12 protein-coding genes are annotated in these 16294 nt (G+C 61.0%); 8 read left to right on the top strand and 4 right to left on the bottom strand.

Annotated features, from left to right (window positions below):
• Window positions 1-367 precede the first annotated feature (367 nt).
• Window positions 368-1165 carry an AIM24 family protein gene (locus tag CSQ85_RS02375; protein ID WP_223846773.1) on the bottom strand — a complete coding sequence of 266 codons (798 nt, stop codon included), beginning with the start codon at window positions 1163-1165 and terminating at the stop codon, window positions 368-370.
• A 367-nt stretch (window positions 1166-1532) separates the two neighbouring features.
• Here CSQ85_RS02375 and CSQ85_RS13600 point away from each other — a divergent pair, with 367 nt between their 5' ends.
• Both CSQ85_RS13600 and CSQ85_RS02370 read left to right on the top strand, forming a co-directional pair.
• Window positions 1533-1730 (top strand): antitoxin VbhA family protein, encoded by a 198-nt coding sequence (locus CSQ85_RS13600; protein ID WP_190972845.1) that lies wholly within the window; start codon window positions 1533-1535, stop codon window positions 1728-1730.
• The gene (locus CSQ85_RS02370; RefSeq protein ID WP_150382671.1) at window positions 1708-2397 is read left to right on the top strand and encodes a Fic/DOC family protein; all 690 of its coding nucleotides are present in this window, start codon (window positions 1708-1710) and stop codon (window positions 2395-2397) included. Before CSQ85_RS13600 ends, CSQ85_RS02370 begins: the two co-directional genes overlap by 23 nt.
• A 54-nt stretch (window positions 2398-2451) precedes the next feature.
• Here the strand turns inward: CSQ85_RS02370 and CSQ85_RS02365 are convergent, their stop codons facing one another.
• A complete protein-coding gene (locus CSQ85_RS02365; RefSeq protein ID WP_190972844.1) occupies window positions 2452-2718 on the bottom strand; it encodes a helix-turn-helix domain-containing protein in 267 nt (88 codons plus the stop codon).
• A 185-nt stretch (window positions 2719-2903) separates the two neighbouring features.
• Between CSQ85_RS02365 and CSQ85_RS02360 the strand changes: the two genes are divergently transcribed.
• The 6 genes from CSQ85_RS02360 (at window position 2904) to CSQ85_RS02335 (ending at window position 14071) form a co-directional block, all read left to right on the top strand.
• Entirely contained in the window at window positions 2904-6242 is a 3339-nt protein-coding gene (locus tag CSQ85_RS02360; protein ID WP_150382669.1) for a helicase-related protein, read from the top strand.
• Window positions 6242-6958, top strand: a complete 717-nt coding sequence (locus tag CSQ85_RS02355) for a DUF4391 domain-containing protein (RefSeq protein WP_150382668.1) — start codon at window positions 6242-6244, stop codon at window positions 6956-6958. The genes CSQ85_RS02360 and CSQ85_RS02355 overlap by 1 nt, the downstream gene beginning before the upstream one ends.
• A 36-nt stretch (window positions 6959-6994) precedes the next feature.
• The gene (locus tag CSQ85_RS13330) at window positions 6995-7681 is read left to right on the top strand and encodes a hypothetical protein (protein ID WP_223846772.1); all 687 of its coding nucleotides are present in this window, start codon (window positions 6995-6997) and stop codon (window positions 7679-7681) included.
• Window positions 7629-8825: an XRE family transcriptional regulator gene (locus tag CSQ85_RS02345; RefSeq protein ID WP_223846771.1), complete on the top strand. Its 1197-nt coding sequence runs from the start codon at window positions 7629-7631 to the stop codon at window positions 8823-8825. Before CSQ85_RS13330 ends, CSQ85_RS02345 begins: the two co-directional genes overlap by 53 nt.
• Window positions 8826-9057: 232 nt before the next feature.
• A complete protein-coding gene (locus CSQ85_RS02340; RefSeq protein WP_223846770.1) occupies window positions 9058-10833 on the top strand; it encodes a site-specific DNA-methyltransferase in 1776 nt (591 codons plus the stop codon).
• Window positions 10834-10846: 13 nt separating this feature from the next.
• A complete protein-coding gene (locus CSQ85_RS02335) occupies window positions 10847-14071 on the top strand; it encodes a restriction endonuclease (protein ID WP_150382666.1) in 3225 nt (1074 codons plus the stop codon).
• Between the two features lie 63 nt (window positions 14072-14134).
• Here CSQ85_RS02335 and CSQ85_RS02330 read toward each other — a convergent pair whose 3' ends face one another.
• On the bottom strand, window positions 14135-15454 hold the full coding sequence (locus CSQ85_RS02330; RefSeq protein ID WP_395956126.1) for a nucleobase:cation symporter-2 family protein: 1320 nt from the start codon (window positions 15452-15454) through the stop codon (window positions 14135-14137).
• 179 nt (window positions 15455-15633) lie between these two features.
• The gene (locus tag CSQ85_RS02325; protein ID WP_107040638.1) at window positions 15634-16215 is read right to left on the bottom strand and encodes a xanthine phosphoribosyltransferase; all 582 of its coding nucleotides are present in this window, start codon (window positions 16213-16215) and stop codon (window positions 15634-15636) included.
• Between the last annotated feature and the right edge of the window lie 79 nt (window positions 16216-16294).

The following is a 16294-nucleotide window of genomic DNA, read 5'->3' as shown; positions in this document are numbered from 1 at the left end:
CTGGGGGAGAGATAAGCTAAGCGGCAGTGGCCGTTCACCGTGGCCTTAAACCCCCATCTCCCGGTTTCCGTACGCTGCGCTTCCGTGAGCGTACGTCCCCGGTGGCCATACGTCTCCGACCCCCTGTTTTCGTACGCCTACCATCGGGCAGCATACGAAAACAGGGGGTGAAATCGATAAGACCCCGTTCCCCGTACGCCTCCATCACCTCAGCGTACGGAGAACGGGGCATCAGTCGTAATCATAAGCAACGGCCATCATGCCATCACCTCAGCGTACGGAGAACGGGGTCTCACGTCGGTTGCCCCCGGGAAACGTACCGGCGCCGCCCCGACGCCGGTCCCAGTGGCTACGGACCGGCCCCCGCTCACACCGTGCCGGTGCCGGCGTTCGGGTTGAAGGTGGGGGAGGCGACCGGCGCGAGCAGCACGCGGCCGGTGCCTCGGTACACGTTCACGAGTCCCTCGCCGCTGGCGGCCGAGCCGATCAGCGACTTGCCGGAGCGTTCCACCGTGAACTGGAGTCCCGTGGTCCATGCGATGGCGAAATTGCCGTCGACCTTCAGCTCGTCGTCCTCCAGGTCGATGGTGACGAGTTCGGATGCGGGGACGGGCGATTCCAGCGCGACCGTGCCCTGACCCTGCAACGCGAGGTTGAACAGGCCCTCGCCGCCGGCGACCATCGCGCTCGGACGCGAGACCATCACGGCCCGCTGCTGCACGGTCGACTCGCATGCGTAGAACAGCCCGTCGTTGACGGTCATCGAGCCGCCCATCTGCGCCGGGTCGATGAGCAGGATGTGCCGGTACGTCGGTTCGAGCACGAGCACGCCGACGCCCTGATACTCGGGCTTGATCGTGGACTCCTTGGTGACCGCGCCGCGCGCCATCTTGCCGAGGAAGTCGCCCACGCCCTTCACGCCCGTGGTCGCCTGGACGTGCCCGGCGGTCCACTGCATGGCGCCGGCCTGCACGGTGATGCCGGTCTTCCCGTCGAGCGTGCACACCACCTGGCGGCGTCGCACGTTCATCTCGGACGCGAAGTAGGCGGCCGCCGCGCCGCCGTAGTCGACGGACAGGTCGCGCTTCCATTCGATGACCTGGAACGCGCCTTGCCGTGCGACGATGTCGACGTCGTCGTTGTCGGTGAAATTGTAGATCCTCACGATGTGCTCCTTTGCCCGGATGACTTCCGGATAGCTCCCGGATGACTCCTCCGGTGATGTTCGGTGCCCGCGTATCCGGCGATGCCGGATGGTGCGCGATTGGCGGGTGTCTGGCTTCTTCCCGCCACGACTCCCAACATACCGCAGGCTTCGCAAACCCCGTAAAGACCTGTCGACGCCTGTGGACAATGTCTCAAATATGTTGATAACCCGGCCGAATTGAATTCCATTCAGCGCGTGGAATGACTCTCGCCACGTTTTCTGCCGCAAGGCCAGTGAGTGTCACAGCATCGGTGCAATAGCATTGATGGACAACGTTGGCGGTATCGTGGATGTATTCAATTGCTGTCGAGGATAGGAGAACGCCATGTCGCAGTCATTGGCAATTCCTAGTGGTGGTATGCTATCGGAGCGCCGGCGTGCTGTGTCCTTCGCCATACACAATTCTCTGATGGAAGGGCTTCCCATGCCCGATGACCGAACGCTGGGACTGCTTCGGGAATACGCTGACGGCGTGATCGGAGCCGACGAGCTTGTGGAGCGTGGTTTCGATAGTCGCCTTTGAATTACAACGCCTGCTTTGGAACTCATATTTCGATCCAGAGACGGGTCTGCTGAAGAATCTGGTCAAGGCGCGAACCCAGGATGAGCTGGACCAAGCGGAAGCGAGCGCGGTGACGATCATGGAAACAGTGCTGGAATCCGATCCGCCTGAGAATACCGGTGATTTAACACAGTTGCAGGAGATCCATCGTCAGTTGTTCTCCAGAATCTATCCGTGGGCGGGCAGTATTCGAACAGTCAACCTACGCAAGGAAGCTGATTCGACTCATGCGTTTGCTGATGCGTCCAGAATCGAATATGAGATGCGACTGGAGTCGAAGACCTTGCATGAGCAAGACAACATGCTTAAAGGGCTGGAGATCGACGAGTTTGTCGAAAGGTTGACCATCCATTTTGCCGTGGTGAACCGGATTCATCCATTCAGAGAAGGGAATGGCCGTACTCAACGGTTGTTCTGGACGCTGATTGCGCGGGAGGCCGGGCATCCTCTCGACTGGAGGCACATCGATGGGACATGGATGATCCGCGCTTCGCGCAAATCGATGGATGATGATCTGACGGATCTTCGTGATCTCATCGCTCGAGTGGTGGCTGATGGAGGTGATGCGAATGATTCCGTTGACTCCGTGCTGCGGATTCCTGCGTTGCACCTGCCTCCGTCAGCGTGATCGATGCGTCGTCAGTCCTGAGTGTCCTGAGCGTTCTGAGGGGCTCTGGGGGTCCTACTCGTCCAACGGGTCGAAGCTGATGGTGAGCTTGCGGCCCATGCCGTGGGCGAGCGCCTCGAGCGATCGGAACGACGGGTTGATGTGCGCCTGTTCGATGCGCTGGATCGTGATGCGCGAGACCCCGGTCGCGTCGGCCAGCTGCTGCTGGGTCATCCCGCACTCCTTGCGCGCCTGAAGCAGCGCCGCCCCCACCTCGGGGTAGATGCGTTCCTTGGCTGCCGTGTTGCCTGTGGCGGTGGTCGCCTCGTTCGTGTTTGCCATGGGATCCTCCTGACGTGTATCCGTGCCGTTTCCGGTTGCAATGTCGCTTTCGGTATCGGTGTCGACCATCTGGTTGCGGCCATCCGGCGTTGACCGCCCGATGTGGTCCACCCGATTTTCGATTTTCTGTATCATCCATGATACTCATCGAAGTCCGCGGCCCGGCTCGCCATTACACTGGCATCATGGCTTCGTTTGGCGTGATTGACAACCGCACTTCTCTGGTGAAGGACGATCTGGTACGCACGATTCGCTCCGGCGACCGTCTGTCGGTGGCGTCGTCGCTGTTCTCGATGTACGCGTACCGTGAGCTGAAGGACCAGTTGGAGTCGTTGTCGTCGTTCCGGTTCATCTTCACGTCGCAGGCGTTCACGAAGGAGAACGCGCCCAAGGAACGGCGTGAGTTCTACATCCCGCGTCTGGACCGCGAGCAGGGATTGTACGGCACGAAGCTGGAGATCCGATTGCGCAACGAGCTGACGCAGAAGGCGGTGGCTTCCGAGTGCGCGGATTGGATTCGCCGGTCGGGCGCCCGGTTCATGTCGTTCGACGGGGAGGCGGCGATCGCCCCGTTCCTTGCGGTCGACAGGGCGGACGGGAGCGATGCGGTCGGATACATGCCGTTCGGTGAGTTCTCGACGACGCAGCTGGGCGTGAGCCGTCACGCCGGTTCTCCCGCGTATTCGTCGTTCGTGATGCGGCAGGATGCGTCGCAGACGCGTGGGCTGCTGTCGATGTTCGATCAGGCGTGGAACTCCGGCTCGCTGCATGATGTGACCGACGCGGTGGTGGACGGCATCGAGCGCATGTACCGGGAGAACGCGCCCGAACTGGTGTACTACATGGCGCTGTACCGGATCTTCGGTGAGTTCCTCGAGGACGTCGACGAGGACGTGCTGCCCAAGGAGGGCACAGGGTTCCGCGAGAGTCGGATCTGGAATCTCCTGTACGACTTCCAGAAGGACGCCGCGCTCGCGATCATCAACAAGCTGGAGACGTACAACGGCTGCATCCTCGCGGATTCGGTGGGTTTGGGCAAGACGTTCACCGCGCTGGCGGTGATCAAGTACTTCGAGTCGCGCAACCGGAACGTGCTCGTGCTGTGCCCGAAGAAGCTGAAGGACAATTGGGTGACGTACAAGTCGAACGCCACCAACAACCCCATCGTCGCCGACCATCTGCGCTACGACGTGCTCTACCACACGGACCTGAGCCGCACCCGCGGGGGCACGATCATGAACATCCCGATCGAGCGGATCAACTGGGGCGGATACGATCTGGTCGTCATCGACGAGTCGCACAACTTCCGCAACGGCAACGATTCCGCGTCCAAGGCCGACGACAGGGAGAACCGGTACGGCAAGCTGCTCAACAGGATCATCCACTCCGGCGTGCGCACGAAGGTGCTGATGCTGTCGGCCACGCCGGTGAACAACCGGTTCCGTGATCTGGAGAACCAGCTCGCGCTGGCGTATGAGGGCAACGACGACGACTGGACCAAGAAGCTGGGCCTGTCCACGGACATCGACAACGTGTTCCGCAACGCGCAGAAGGCGTATGCCGCATGGGCGAAGCTCGACCCGTCCGAGCGCACCACACGCGATCTCATGGACCGTCTCGATTTCGACTTCATCAAGGTGCTCGACCAGGTGACGGTGGCGCGCAGCCGCAGGCACATCCAGCGCTATTACGACATGAACGCGATCGGCCGGTTCCCCGAGCGCATGAAGCCGGTCAGCATCCGCCCGAAGCTCTCGACGCGTCCCGGCGCGGTCACCTACGACCAGATCTATGACGAACTCGACAGGCTGACCCTCGCGCTCTACATGCCCTCCGAGTTCGTGCTGGCGTCCCGCAGGGCCAAGTACTTCGACGAGAGCGGTGACGATCCGACGAGAAAGGGCCTGACCCTGAACGGCCGTGAGATCGGCATACGACGGCTCATGGCCACGAACCTGCTCAAACGCTTCGAAAGCAGTGTCCATTCGTTCCGGCTCACCCTCGAACGCGTGCTCGGCTACATGAACGACACCTTGGACGTGATCGACCGGTACGAGGATCTGCGAGACAGGCAGCGTGACACCAGCATGTTCCGTGACGCTGGCATGGACGCGGGTATAGATACTGGTGTGGACACCGACCGGTTCGACGAGGGGTTCGACCTCGATCAGGACGATGATGAGGCCATGGAGTTCACCACGCAGGGCAAGAACCGGTTCCTCCTGTCCGACATGGACTGGAAGAGCTGGCGCGACTACATCATCCGTGATGTCCGGGTCATCCATCGTCTGCTGGACATGATCGGCGACATCGATCCCGAGCATGACGCCAAGCTCCGACAGCTGTACGAGACCATCCGCGGCAAGGTCGAGCATCCCATCAACCCCGGCAACCGCAAGCTGCTCGTGTTCACCGCGTTCGCGGACACCGCCGACTACCTGTACGAGCATGTGAGCGCATACGCGAGGACGCTCGGACTCGAGGTCGCCGAGGTGACCGGCTCTCGCCCGGGTCGTTCTACGCTCAAGAAGGTCGGCGGCGACATGGGTGACATCCTCGCCTGCTTCTCGCCGATCTCCAAGGAACGTGACACCGCCGTCCGCAAGGAGCTGCACGATCAGGACATCGACATCCTGATCGCCACCGACTGCATCTCCGAAGGCCAGAACCTGCAGGACTGCGACATGATGGTCGACTACGACATCCATTGGAACCCGGTGCGCATCGTCCAGCGGTTCGGCCGCGTCGACCGCATCGGTTCGAGGAACGCTCGCATCCAATTGGTCAATTATTGGCCCGATGTGGCTCTCGACAAGTACCTGAACCTCAAGGAGCGCGTCGAATCACGCATGAAGGCGGGCGTGCTCGCCTCCACCGGCGATGACAACCCGTTGAGCGACGACCAGCGCGACGACCTCGAATACCGCGAGAAGCAGCTGAAGCAGATGCAGGACGAGATCCCCGATCTGGAGGACGTCGAAGGCGGCATCAGCATCACCGACCTCGGGCTGAACGAGTTCCGCATGGACCTGATCGACTACCACAAGCGCAACCCGGACATCGACCATACGCCCGCCGGCATCGACGCGGTCGTCGAGGGTGATGAGCCAGGCATCCTGTTCGTGCTACGCAACATCAACGACGCGGTCAACCAGGCGGGACGCAACCGTCTTCATCCTTACTACCTCGTCCATGTCGGCGACGACGGGACGGTACGCCACGGTCACCTGCACCCCAAGGACTGCCTCGACTTCATGCGCCTCGCGTGCAGGGGCAAGGCCGAACCGGATGACGCCCTGTGCAAGGCATACAACAAGGCCACCCGCAACGGCAGGGACATGCGCCGCGTGTCCAAGCTCCTCGAGGACGCGGTCGCCAGCATCGTCGAACAGGATCGGACGTCGGCCGTCACCGGATTCCTGCAGAACGGCATGGCCGACTTCCTTGACGCCGGAATCCAAGGGCTCGACGACTTCGAGCTCATCTGCTTCCTCGTCATCCTGCCGAAGAAGGATGTCTCGTGATGACCGGCATTGAATCCTGCGGGCCCGTCACCGCCCTCACCTTGGGATTGCCCAGCACCACCGCCATCCCGGCCGGCAGGGGGCGTCTGCCCAAGGAAGGCTTCTACCGCAACGCCCATGTGACCGCGCGCCTACGACGCCGTTTCGTCGACGACGTGACGACATTCGTCATGCTCGCCCAAATCAACGAACGCTCCACCGGCATCCCCGCAGGAGTCACGGTCCAGCAGATCTACGTGCTCGGCGTCGACGCGAACACCACCACACCGGACACGGCGATGCTCGAACACCTCGCCCGATACTTCGACGAACAATCCAAGCACCACGCGCGCATCCTCTTCGCGTGGATCCACGGGGATGACGTCACCCTCGCCGTATACCGCAACGCCAACGTGCGTGAAGGGCTCGCGGAGGGCGCGGTATACACCGGCGATACGGACTTCGCAGCCGCCGTGTCCATACGATTGGACGGCTCTGATCTCGACATCGCATGGGACGCGATCTGCGCGCGGATCATCCTTGGCGGCGATGAACCTGCGCACCTCGACCGCAGAATTGCAGTCAAGCGTCGGTTTGCGGAACTCGACAAGGAGATAGTGAGACTCACCAAGGCGCATGCCAAAGCCGCACAGATCGTCAGGCGCAACGAACTCTGGAACCAACTGCAGGAGGCACGATCGAAACGCAGAGAGATGGAACGTGATACACTGGCATAGTTTTCTGGTTTCGTGCATATTAATGAGGAGTCGGATATGTCGTTTCAGCCTGATTTTGCCGATAACGCAAGGGTTTTCATGAACGAATCGGCTGATCAAGAGTTCAGTCGTATTTTCGGCTTTTCTGCAAATGTGCTGCGTAGCGCCGCGATGACGGCTTTGCGCGAGGCCAGGGAGACCAGTGATCGGCATTCGCAACTCAGTGCCCCGGGGTCGCGCTTCTATCATCGCCTTGTCGAAGCCGTCCGTGAGGAAGTGGATATGCTCGATGGCTGGAGCGCCAACAGGGATGCAGACAATAAGACCTCGCCGCGAGCTAGGCGTGTGGATGGGCTCGCCTTCGCTTTCGCGCAGGGCAATGCCGCTACAGGTCTGATTACGGGATCTCCGCAACCCAAGAACAGGCTTGGAGTCGTCACTGTGTTGGAGCTTCAACGCAATGATGCGGGTGAGCCGGAGCAGCTTGCCTTCGATAGGCTGACGAAGGAGGTTGAGGCTCGTCCCCAGACCCTGTGGCTGCTGCTGTTCCATCGTGATAGTGACAATGAGACTGTCAGCTTGGAGGTGTCGCTCCCGACCGGGGCGAGCGACAACGGTAGGATTCTGGGATGGGACAAGCGTATCGTGCTTGGTGAGACCGGCATTGACGATCGGATTGTGGAGGTTCGGGATGATGGGCGCAACGAGGGTGGTGACGCTGCCGTCGCCATTTCCGCGCGTTGACGATGGCCGGCCGTCCCTCGATCCGGAACGTATTCGCTGCGCTCGGGAGACCGCGGGGCTCAGCAAAATACAGCTCGCCGAACGGCTGGGAGTGACGTCCCGGACCATCGCCAATTACGAGGAGAACGGAGCGCCTGCATCACAGTCGGTGTCCCTCGCGAGCGTGCTGGGAGTTAGTCCATCCTTCTTCACCGTACTGTCGGATGATCCTTCGATCGAGGATCTGACGGAATCCCAAGTATGGTTCCGGTCGCTGCGCAAGTCCACAGTGAGACAGCGCAAGTCAGCTGTGGGACACGGTAGGAACGCCCTGCTGTTCTTCCACTGGATTGAACGGCATTTCCATCTGCCGGAATGCTCGTTGCCGATAGGGGACGACATGGGATGGAGGCCATATGAGGCTGCGGCCGCGCTGCGTGGGGATTGGGGATACGGCGATAATCCTCTGCCTGACATGACTAAGCTCGCCGAAGCCCATGGTGTACGCCTGTTCAGCCTGCCTTCCGTGGGCAAGGAGGTAGATGCCTTCAGCTTCATGTTCGATGAGGTCCCTTATGTGGCCGTCGATACTGCGAAGACGGTGGAGCGTGCACGATTCGATATCGCCCATGAGATCGGGCACCTGCTGTTGCATGCCGGCGAGATGTCCGAGAATGTGGGTGGGCGTGACATCGAGGCGGAGGCGCATGAGTTCGCTGCGAATCTGCTCATGCCTGAACGGAGAGTGAGGGCTGTCATCCCGCTCCATGCGAGTGTCGCCGACATTCTTGACGGCAAACGTTACTTCAAGGTGTCCGCCATGTCGATGGCGCGTCGCGCGTACGAGTTGGGCCGCCTGTCCGATTGGGAATACCGTCGGACATGCTCCGCACTGACTGCGAAGGGCTACCGCTCTGCGGAACCCGACGGCATCGCACGGGAACGATCCACGGTGTTCTCATTCGTCGAACAGACCAACCGCAGCAGGGGAGTCTTGCCTGGAACCATCAGTCAGGAGACGGGGCTGACCGTGCGGGAATTGCATGATCTATCGTTTGGCTATATTCTCGCCGTATCAGACGGCGACGGCAGCATGCGGAGAAGCGTCCGCGCGCAGGGACGCCCGCAGCTGACATTGCATGTCAACACCCGATTCAAGGAATAGACGGCATACGGTTTTCGTCACCCACGACGAACCGACACAAGGAGAACAACGATGAATCACGCCACCCCCCCCCCTAAACCGCATTGATATCGGGACACCGGACCTTGCGGAAGAGAACATCGAGAAACTGATCGCGCTGTTCCCTGATGTCGAGACCGAGGTCAAGGACCCCGAGACCGGCGAGATCAAGCGGGCGATCGACTTCGACGCACTGCGCGAACGACTCGGCGACGTGGCTGAAGGCGCTCGCGAACGGTACCGGTTCACATGGCCGGGCAAGCGTGACGCCAAGGAGGAGGCGCGCAGGCCGATCGCCAAGACCATGCGGCCGATCAAGGAGCGCAGCAAGGATTGGGACAGCACCCATAATCTCTATATCGAAGGCGACAACCTCGATGCGCTGAAGATCCTGCGCGAAACGTATGCCGGCAAGATCAAGATGATCTACATCGACCCGCCGTACAACACCGGGCATGATTTCATCTACCATGACGACTTCAAGCAGGACGCCGTTGAATATGCTCAAGACAACGGCGACTACGATGACGAAGGCGGACGGCTCGTCGCCAACCTCGAATCAAACGGCCGATTCCACTCCGACTGGTGCAGCATGATGTATCCGCGGTTGCTGTTGGCGAGGGATCTGCTTACATCTGAAGGTGTCGTTTGCGTCAGCATCGATGATAATGAAGATGCTAATGCAAGAAATTTAATGAATGAAATTTATGGTGAATCAAATTTCATTGTTCAGATCGTATGGAAGAAAAGAAGTACGCCTCCCAATGATCAGGTTATTGGTGCCGCGCATGAGTATGTTCTGTTGTATGCGAAGGATTCTAGGAATGTCGGACTTAACCTTCGTGAAAGATCAATGAATCAGCTATCGAAGTACAAGAATCCAGATAATCACCCTAAAGGACCTTGGACGGCTGGTGATTTGTCCGCCAATGTGAAGGGCGGTCGTTATGTTGCTTCTCTGTACTATCCGATTGTTAATCCCAATACCGGAGAGGAACATTATCCTCCGAATAATGGTAATTGGAGGTACAGTCGGCAGACCGTAGAGAAGATGCTTGCGAATAATGAGATATATTTCGGTGTCGACGGGAAGGGCAGGCCAAAGGTAAAACGGTTCCTGTGCGATGTTAAGAGTGGTGTTACATATACGTCGTTATGGGACTTTGTTCCGTTTAATACTCAGGGTTCTGTTGAAATGACTGAGTACATGGGTAGCTTAACGATTTTCGACAATCCAAAGCCAGTAGGCCTTATTCGAGAATTACTCAAACTCGGCTCTGAAGATGATTCCATTGTTCTCGACTTCTTCTCCGGTTCGGCGACCACCGCGCATGCCGTCATGCAGCTGAACGCGGAGGATGGCGGCAACCGCAAGTTCATCATGGTGCAGCTGCCTGAGGCGTGCGACGAGAAGTCGGAGGCGGCGAAGGCCGGATACCACACCATCTGCGAGATCGGCGAGGAGCGCATCCGTCGCGCCGGCGAGAAGATCAAAGCCAAGGTGGAGAAGGCGAACGAGCAGCTGGAACTCGGCGCAGAGCCGAAGCAGGTGCCGGATATTGGTTTCCGTGTGCTGCGCATCGACTCGTCGAACTACCGTGACGTGCGCAGGTCCCCGAACGACTTCTCGCAGGGCATGCTGGACGACATGGTGGACGTGTCGGAGACCGGCCGTTCCCCGCTCGACAAGCTGTTCGAGTGCCTGCCCGCCTTCCAGCTGCCGTACGATTCCTCGATCGAGGTGCTGGACGCTCCCGTGTTCGCCGATCATACGGTGTTCAGCGTGAACGGCGGCCAGCTGGTGGCCTGTTTCGACGATGACGTTCCCGAGTCGGTGCTGCGTGGCATGGCCACACTCGATCCGAAACCGTCGTATGCGGTGGTCGGGGAAGCCGGCCTGAGAAACAGCCAAACGGTGACGAACTTCACGGAGATCTTCCGGCAATCCGCGGACGCCGTGCAGGGCTCCACGCAGGTTCGTGTGATCTGAGAAGGGGAGCGTCGTGAAATTCGAGTTCTCCCGCTACCAGTACCAGACTGACGCCGCGGACGCGGTATGCAACGTGTTCGAGGGACAGTCGTTGCATGACGGCATGAGCTACATCCGCGACTTGGGTGTGCGGCCGGCTCCTATATTTGCGCCGGAACCCGAGCAGGGTGTTTTCGACATTCTTCCTCAGCCGCCCAAGCAGGGTGTGCTGGATGACGATCTGGACGACACCGGCTATCGCAACGCGGACGTGGAACTGGACGCCGAGCGGCTGTTGTCGAATGTACACACGGTGCAGCGGTCGAACGACGTGCCCGAGTCCGTGAAGCTGCATCACGCGCATGGCGTAGTGGAGCTGGACGTCGAAATGGAGACCGGCACCGGCAAGACCTTCGTGTACACCAAGACGATGTTCGAGCTGAACCGCCGGTACGGCTGGTCGAAGTTCATCATCGTGGTGCCGTCGATCGCGATCCGCGAGGGCGTGGCGAAGTCCCTGTCCCTGACCGACGAGTACTTCTACACGTCCGGAGTGGACGGCAACGAGGGCTACCGCAAGCATCTGAACTGGTTCGTGTATGATTCGTCGAACCTGACCGAGCTGGACCGGTTCGCCCAGTCGTCGGACATCTCGGTGATGGTCATCAACATGCAGGCGTTCAACACATCCATGAAGGAGGGCGGGCGCAGCAAGGAGTCGCGCATCATCTTCTCCGAACGCGACGACTTCGGTTCGCGCAGGCCGATCGACGTGATCGCCGCGACCCGTCCGATCATCATTCTGGACGAACCGCAGAAGATGGGCGGCAAGGCCACGCAGGCCGGTCTCGACCTATTCAAACCGCTGTTCACGCTGAACTATTCGGCCACGCACAAGGAACGTCATGATCTGGTGTACGCGCTGGATGCGGTCGACGCGTACAACCAGCGTCTGGTCAAGCGCATCGAGGTCAAGGGCTTCGAGCTGAACAACATGCGCGGCACCGATGGCTACCTGTATCTGCAGGACATCATCGTGATCCCGAACAAGGCGCCGAAGGCACGCATCGAGTACAAGAAACTGTCGGCCGCGGGCAACGTGGTCACGACCTCGAGCGTGTTCGGCGAGGACGACGACCTGTATACGGCGTCCGGCGAGCTGGAGGCGTACCGGGACGGCTGGCGCATCGCCCCGGATGGCGTCGTGCCCGACGGGCTGGACGGCACCGACGTCGGCTATGTGCGGTTCATGAACGGCACCGTGCTACGCAGGGGGGAGATCCTCAACGACGGTTCCGAGAAGGACATGCGTCGCGTGCAGATCCGGGAGACGATCTTCTCGCACCTCGAGAAGGAGGAGCATCTGTGGGCGAAGGGCATCAAATGCCTGAGCCTGTTCTTCATCGACGAGGTCGCCAAATACCGCACGTACGACGACGAGGGCAACCCGGTCAACGGCGAATACGCCGACATGTTCGAGGAAGAGTACAACCAGTGCGTCCATGAGTTCCTCTCGGGGCGTCTGGACGACAGTCACGGGTATATGCGATGGCTGCGTACCACCTGGGGCAAGGACGTGCACAATGGGTACTTCAGCATCGACAAGCACGGCCGGTCCATCGACTCGAAGGTCAAGCGCGGGTCGGACGAGAGCGACGACATCAGCGCATACGACCTGATATTGAAGGACAAGGAACGGCTGCTGAGCTTCGACGAGCCGACCCGGTTCATCTTCAGCCATTCCGCGCTGCGCGAGGGCTGGGACAATCCGAACGTGTTCCAGATCTGCACGCTCAAGCACTCCGATTCCGAGACCGGCAAGCGGCAGGAGGTCGGCCGTGGCCTGCGCTTGTGCGTGAACCGTGACGGCGTTCGCCAGGACGCGAACGTGCTGGGTGAGGACATGGTCCAGCAGGTCAACCTGCTGACCGTGATCGCCTCGGAAAGCTACGAGTCGTTCGCCAAGTCCCTGCAGAAGGACATCAGCAGCGAACTGCGCCAGCGCCCGCTGAAGGTCGACAACGCGTTCTTCACGCACGTCACCGTGCCCGCGGACAAGCTCGGCCCCGACCATGCGGGGCAGGAGCCGGTCACGTTCACCGCAAAGGAGTCCAAGCAGATCTACGCGACGCTGCTCAAGCACGATCTAATTGACATCGACGACAAGCTCACCGAGAAATACCGTACCGAACGGCTCGGCGACGACGTGATCGCGTCTTTGCCCGAGGAACTGCAAGACAAGGCGGATGCGATCCGCTACTCGTTGGACAGTGTGCTTGAAGGCGAGGCCTCGGTGTTCATCGGCAACGCGCTACGGGCGAAGATCACTCGCAACCCGCTCAACGCGAACTGGGACAAACGCGAGTTCCAGGAGCTGTGGAAGCGCATCAACCACAAGTACGCGTACACCGTGCGGTTCGATGACGAGGAGCTCGTCGGCAAGGCGGTCAAGACGATCGACAAGGACCTTACCGTTGCGAGACTCTCCTATACCGTCACCCACGGCATCCAGAAGAGCGAGGCCACGCGCGACGAACTTGCCATGGGCACTCATTTCAAGCGCGACCGCAGCGATTCCACGGATCTCGACGTGGATGCGTCCAACGGCGTCACCTATGACCTGCTCGGCGAGGTCGCGCGTGGCGCGTCGATCACCCGCCGATGCGCGGCCGCGATCCTCAAACGCATCCGCCCGGACAAGTTCCGCATGTTCCGGGACAATCCCGAGCAGTTCATCGCCAAGGTCTCCAAATTCATCCTCGAGCAGAAGGCCTCGATGATCGTGGACCATATCGGCTACGACCGCATCGAGGGCTCCTATGACGCGAGCATCTTCGCGGCCGGCGGGCCGCGCGAGGAGAAGGACGCCTATCGGGCCAGCAAATGCGTGCAGGACTGGGTGTTCCCCGACGGCCTGTCGTATGACAGCGTCGAACGCCGGTTCGCGGAAAGCCTCGATACGGCGGGGGAGGTGGCCGTCTACGCGAAACTGCCACGCGGGTTCCGCATCCCCACGCCCGTCGGCGACTACGCGCCCGACTGGGCCGTCGCGTTCACCGAGGACAGCGGCATCAAGCACCTGTTCTTCGTGGCCGAGACCAAGGGCACCCTTGACACGTTCGAACTGCGCGGGGTGGAGGGCAACAAGATCGCCTGCGCGTCGAGACTGTTCAATGAGCTCAAACTCGCCGGCGATGTGCGCTACGAGCAGGTCGCCACCTACGGCGACCTGCTCGACAAGGTCAAAACGCTGCAATAACGAAAACGCCCGATACCGTGTCGAACGATACGGTATCGGGCGTTTTGCTGTTATTTGAAGAGCCTACGCCTCCTGCTCCTTCGGCGCGGAGAGGAAGTGCTCCTCGCTCGGCAGGACGGCGTTGAGGACCACGGCGACGACGAACGCGACGGCGATGCAGTTCGAAGCGAAGATCTGCTGGAACAGGGCCGGGAACTGGGCGAAGATGTCGCTCACCTGCGTGAAGCCGATGCCGATCGTCAGGCTCAGCGCGGCGATCGTGATGTTGCGCTGCGTGAAGCCGGCCTCGGCGATCATCTGGAAGCCGGAGAGGATGATATTGCCGAACATCATGATCGTGCAGCCGCCGAGCACCGCCTGCGGCAGGGAGTTGAACACTTCGGCGATGGCCGGCACGAAGCTCGCCACCACGAGGATCAGGCCGCCGGAGAGGATGACCTTGCGGTTGACGACCTTGGTCATCGCCACCAGTCCGATGTTCTGCGCGAACGAGGTGAGCGGCAGGCATCCGAACAGGCCGGACACCGAGGAGATCAGGCCGTCGCCCGCGATCGCGCCGGCGGTCTCCTTCTCGGTGGGCAGACGGTTGAGGCCCACCTTGGTCAGGGCGGCGGTGTCGCCGAGCACCTCGACCGAGGAGACGACGTAGAGCAGGGCCAGCGAGATGATCGCGCCCGGATCGAACTCCGGCTTGAACGGCATGAACTGCGGCACGGAGACGATCGCGAGATGCTGGAACCCGGAGAAGTCGACCTTGCCCATGGCAATCGCCGCCACATAGCCGACGACGAGGCCGAACAAGACGGACAGCTGCTTGGCGGTGCCCTTCATGAGCAGCTGGAACGCGAGGCACGCGACCAGCGAGATCAGACCCAGCGTGAGGTTCTGCCACGAACCGAAGTCCTTCGCGCCCGAACCGCCGCCGAACGAGGTGGCGCCCACGTTGAGCAGCGAGAAACCGATCGACGTGACCACGATCGCGGAGACGATCGGCGGCACGAACCGGCGCCAGTACTGCGCCGTCAGACCCAGCACCAGCTCCAGCAGGCCGCCGACGATCACCGCGCCGACGACCGCGCCATAGCCCTTGTCCGCGCAGATCGCGACCGCGGCCGCCACGTACGTGAACGAGATGCCGGTGACCATCGGCAGCCTCGATCCGATGCGCCACGCGCCGTACAGCTGCAGGCAGGTGCCGAGGCCCGCCACCAGCAGACCGGCCTGGATGACCGCGGCCGACTGCTCGGGGCTCATCTTCGCGGCCGACGCGACGATGAAGATCGGGGCGAGGTTCGCGACGAACATCGCCATCACATGCTGCAGGCCGAAGGGGATGCCCTTGACGAACGACACCGGTGCGTCGAGGGAGGTCAGCGCCTCCATCGAGATGCCGGCCTTGGCAGCCTTGGCGGCGTCCTTCTGTTCCTTCTTCTCTTTGTGTTCTTCCATGGTTCCTCTCAACATGAAATCGACATGACAACAATCATGAAAACGGCTCCCCGCCGGGGAGCCGTGAGCCGGCCGTGGCGGCCGTAGGCGGCCGTGGGGAGGCCGTGAACCTCTCAGTCGCGGAACGTGATCTCGCCGGTCTCGGCGTCCATCGACTCGACGATGGCGAGCGAGTCGACGTCGTAGCCATCGGCGCGCAGCGCGTCGCCGCCGCCCTGGAAGCCCTTCTCCACGGCGATGCCGATGCCCTCGACCGTCGCGCCCGCCGCCTCGCACAGGTCGATGAGGCCGTGCAGCGCCTTGCCGTTGGCGAGGAAGTCGTCGATGAGCAGGACGCGGTCGCCGGCGTTGAGGTACTTCTTCGCGACGATCACCGGGAACTCCTTCTGCTTCGTGAAGGAGTAGACGGTGGTGGTGTACTGCTCGCCGTCGAGGTTGATCGACTGCGCCTTCTTCGCGAACACCACAGGCACGCCACCGAAGTGACGCGCGGCGACGCACGCGATGCCGATGCCGGACGCCTCGATCGTGAGGATCTTCGTGATGTCCTTGCCCGCGAAGTGCTCGGCCCAGGCCGCGCCCATGTGATCGAACAGCGTCACGTCGCACTGGTGGTTCAGGAAAGCGTCGACCTTCAGCACATTGCCGGGCTTGACCGTGCCCTCCTTGCGGATGCGTTCCTCGAGTTCCTTCAAAACAGCCCCTTTTGACGAATAATGGGTAACGGGTGATTGAACAGCCAGTTTACGTCGTGTCGGTGACTGCGCCGGGGTC

The organism is Bifidobacterium rousetti (assembly GCF_008698235.1).
Classification (GTDB): domain Bacteria; phylum Actinomycetota; class Actinomycetes; order Actinomycetales; family Bifidobacteriaceae; genus Bifidobacterium; species Bifidobacterium rousetti.
This window is presented reverse-complemented; position numbering and strand designations above follow the sequence as displayed.

Coding starts and splice junctions, on each gene's coding strand:
- CSQ85_RS13330 (WP_223846772.1), top strand. CDS start 6,995: ATGTCGTTTCAGCCTGATTTTGCCGATAACGCAAGGGTTTTCATGAAC.
- CSQ85_RS02345 (WP_223846771.1), top strand. CDS start 7,629: ATGATGGGCGCAACGAGGGTGGTGACGCTGCCGTCGCCATTTCCGCGC.
- CSQ85_RS02330 (WP_395956126.1), bottom strand. CDS start 15,454: ATGGAGGCGCTGACCTCCCTCGACGCACCGGTGTCGTTCGTCAAGGGC.
- CSQ85_RS02365 (WP_190972844.1), bottom strand. CDS start 2,718: ATGGCAAACACGAACGAGGCGACCACCGCCACAGGCAACACGGCAGCC.
- CSQ85_RS02355 (WP_150382668.1), top strand. CDS start 6,242: ATGACCGGCATTGAATCCTGCGGGCCCGTCACCGCCCTCACCTTGGGA.
- CSQ85_RS02360 (WP_150382669.1), top strand. CDS start 2,904: ATGGCTTCGTTTGGCGTGATTGACAACCGCACTTCTCTGGTGAAGGAC.
- CSQ85_RS13600 (WP_190972845.1), top strand. CDS start 1,533: ATGTCGCAGTCATTGGCAATTCCTAGTGGTGGTATGCTATCGGAGCGC.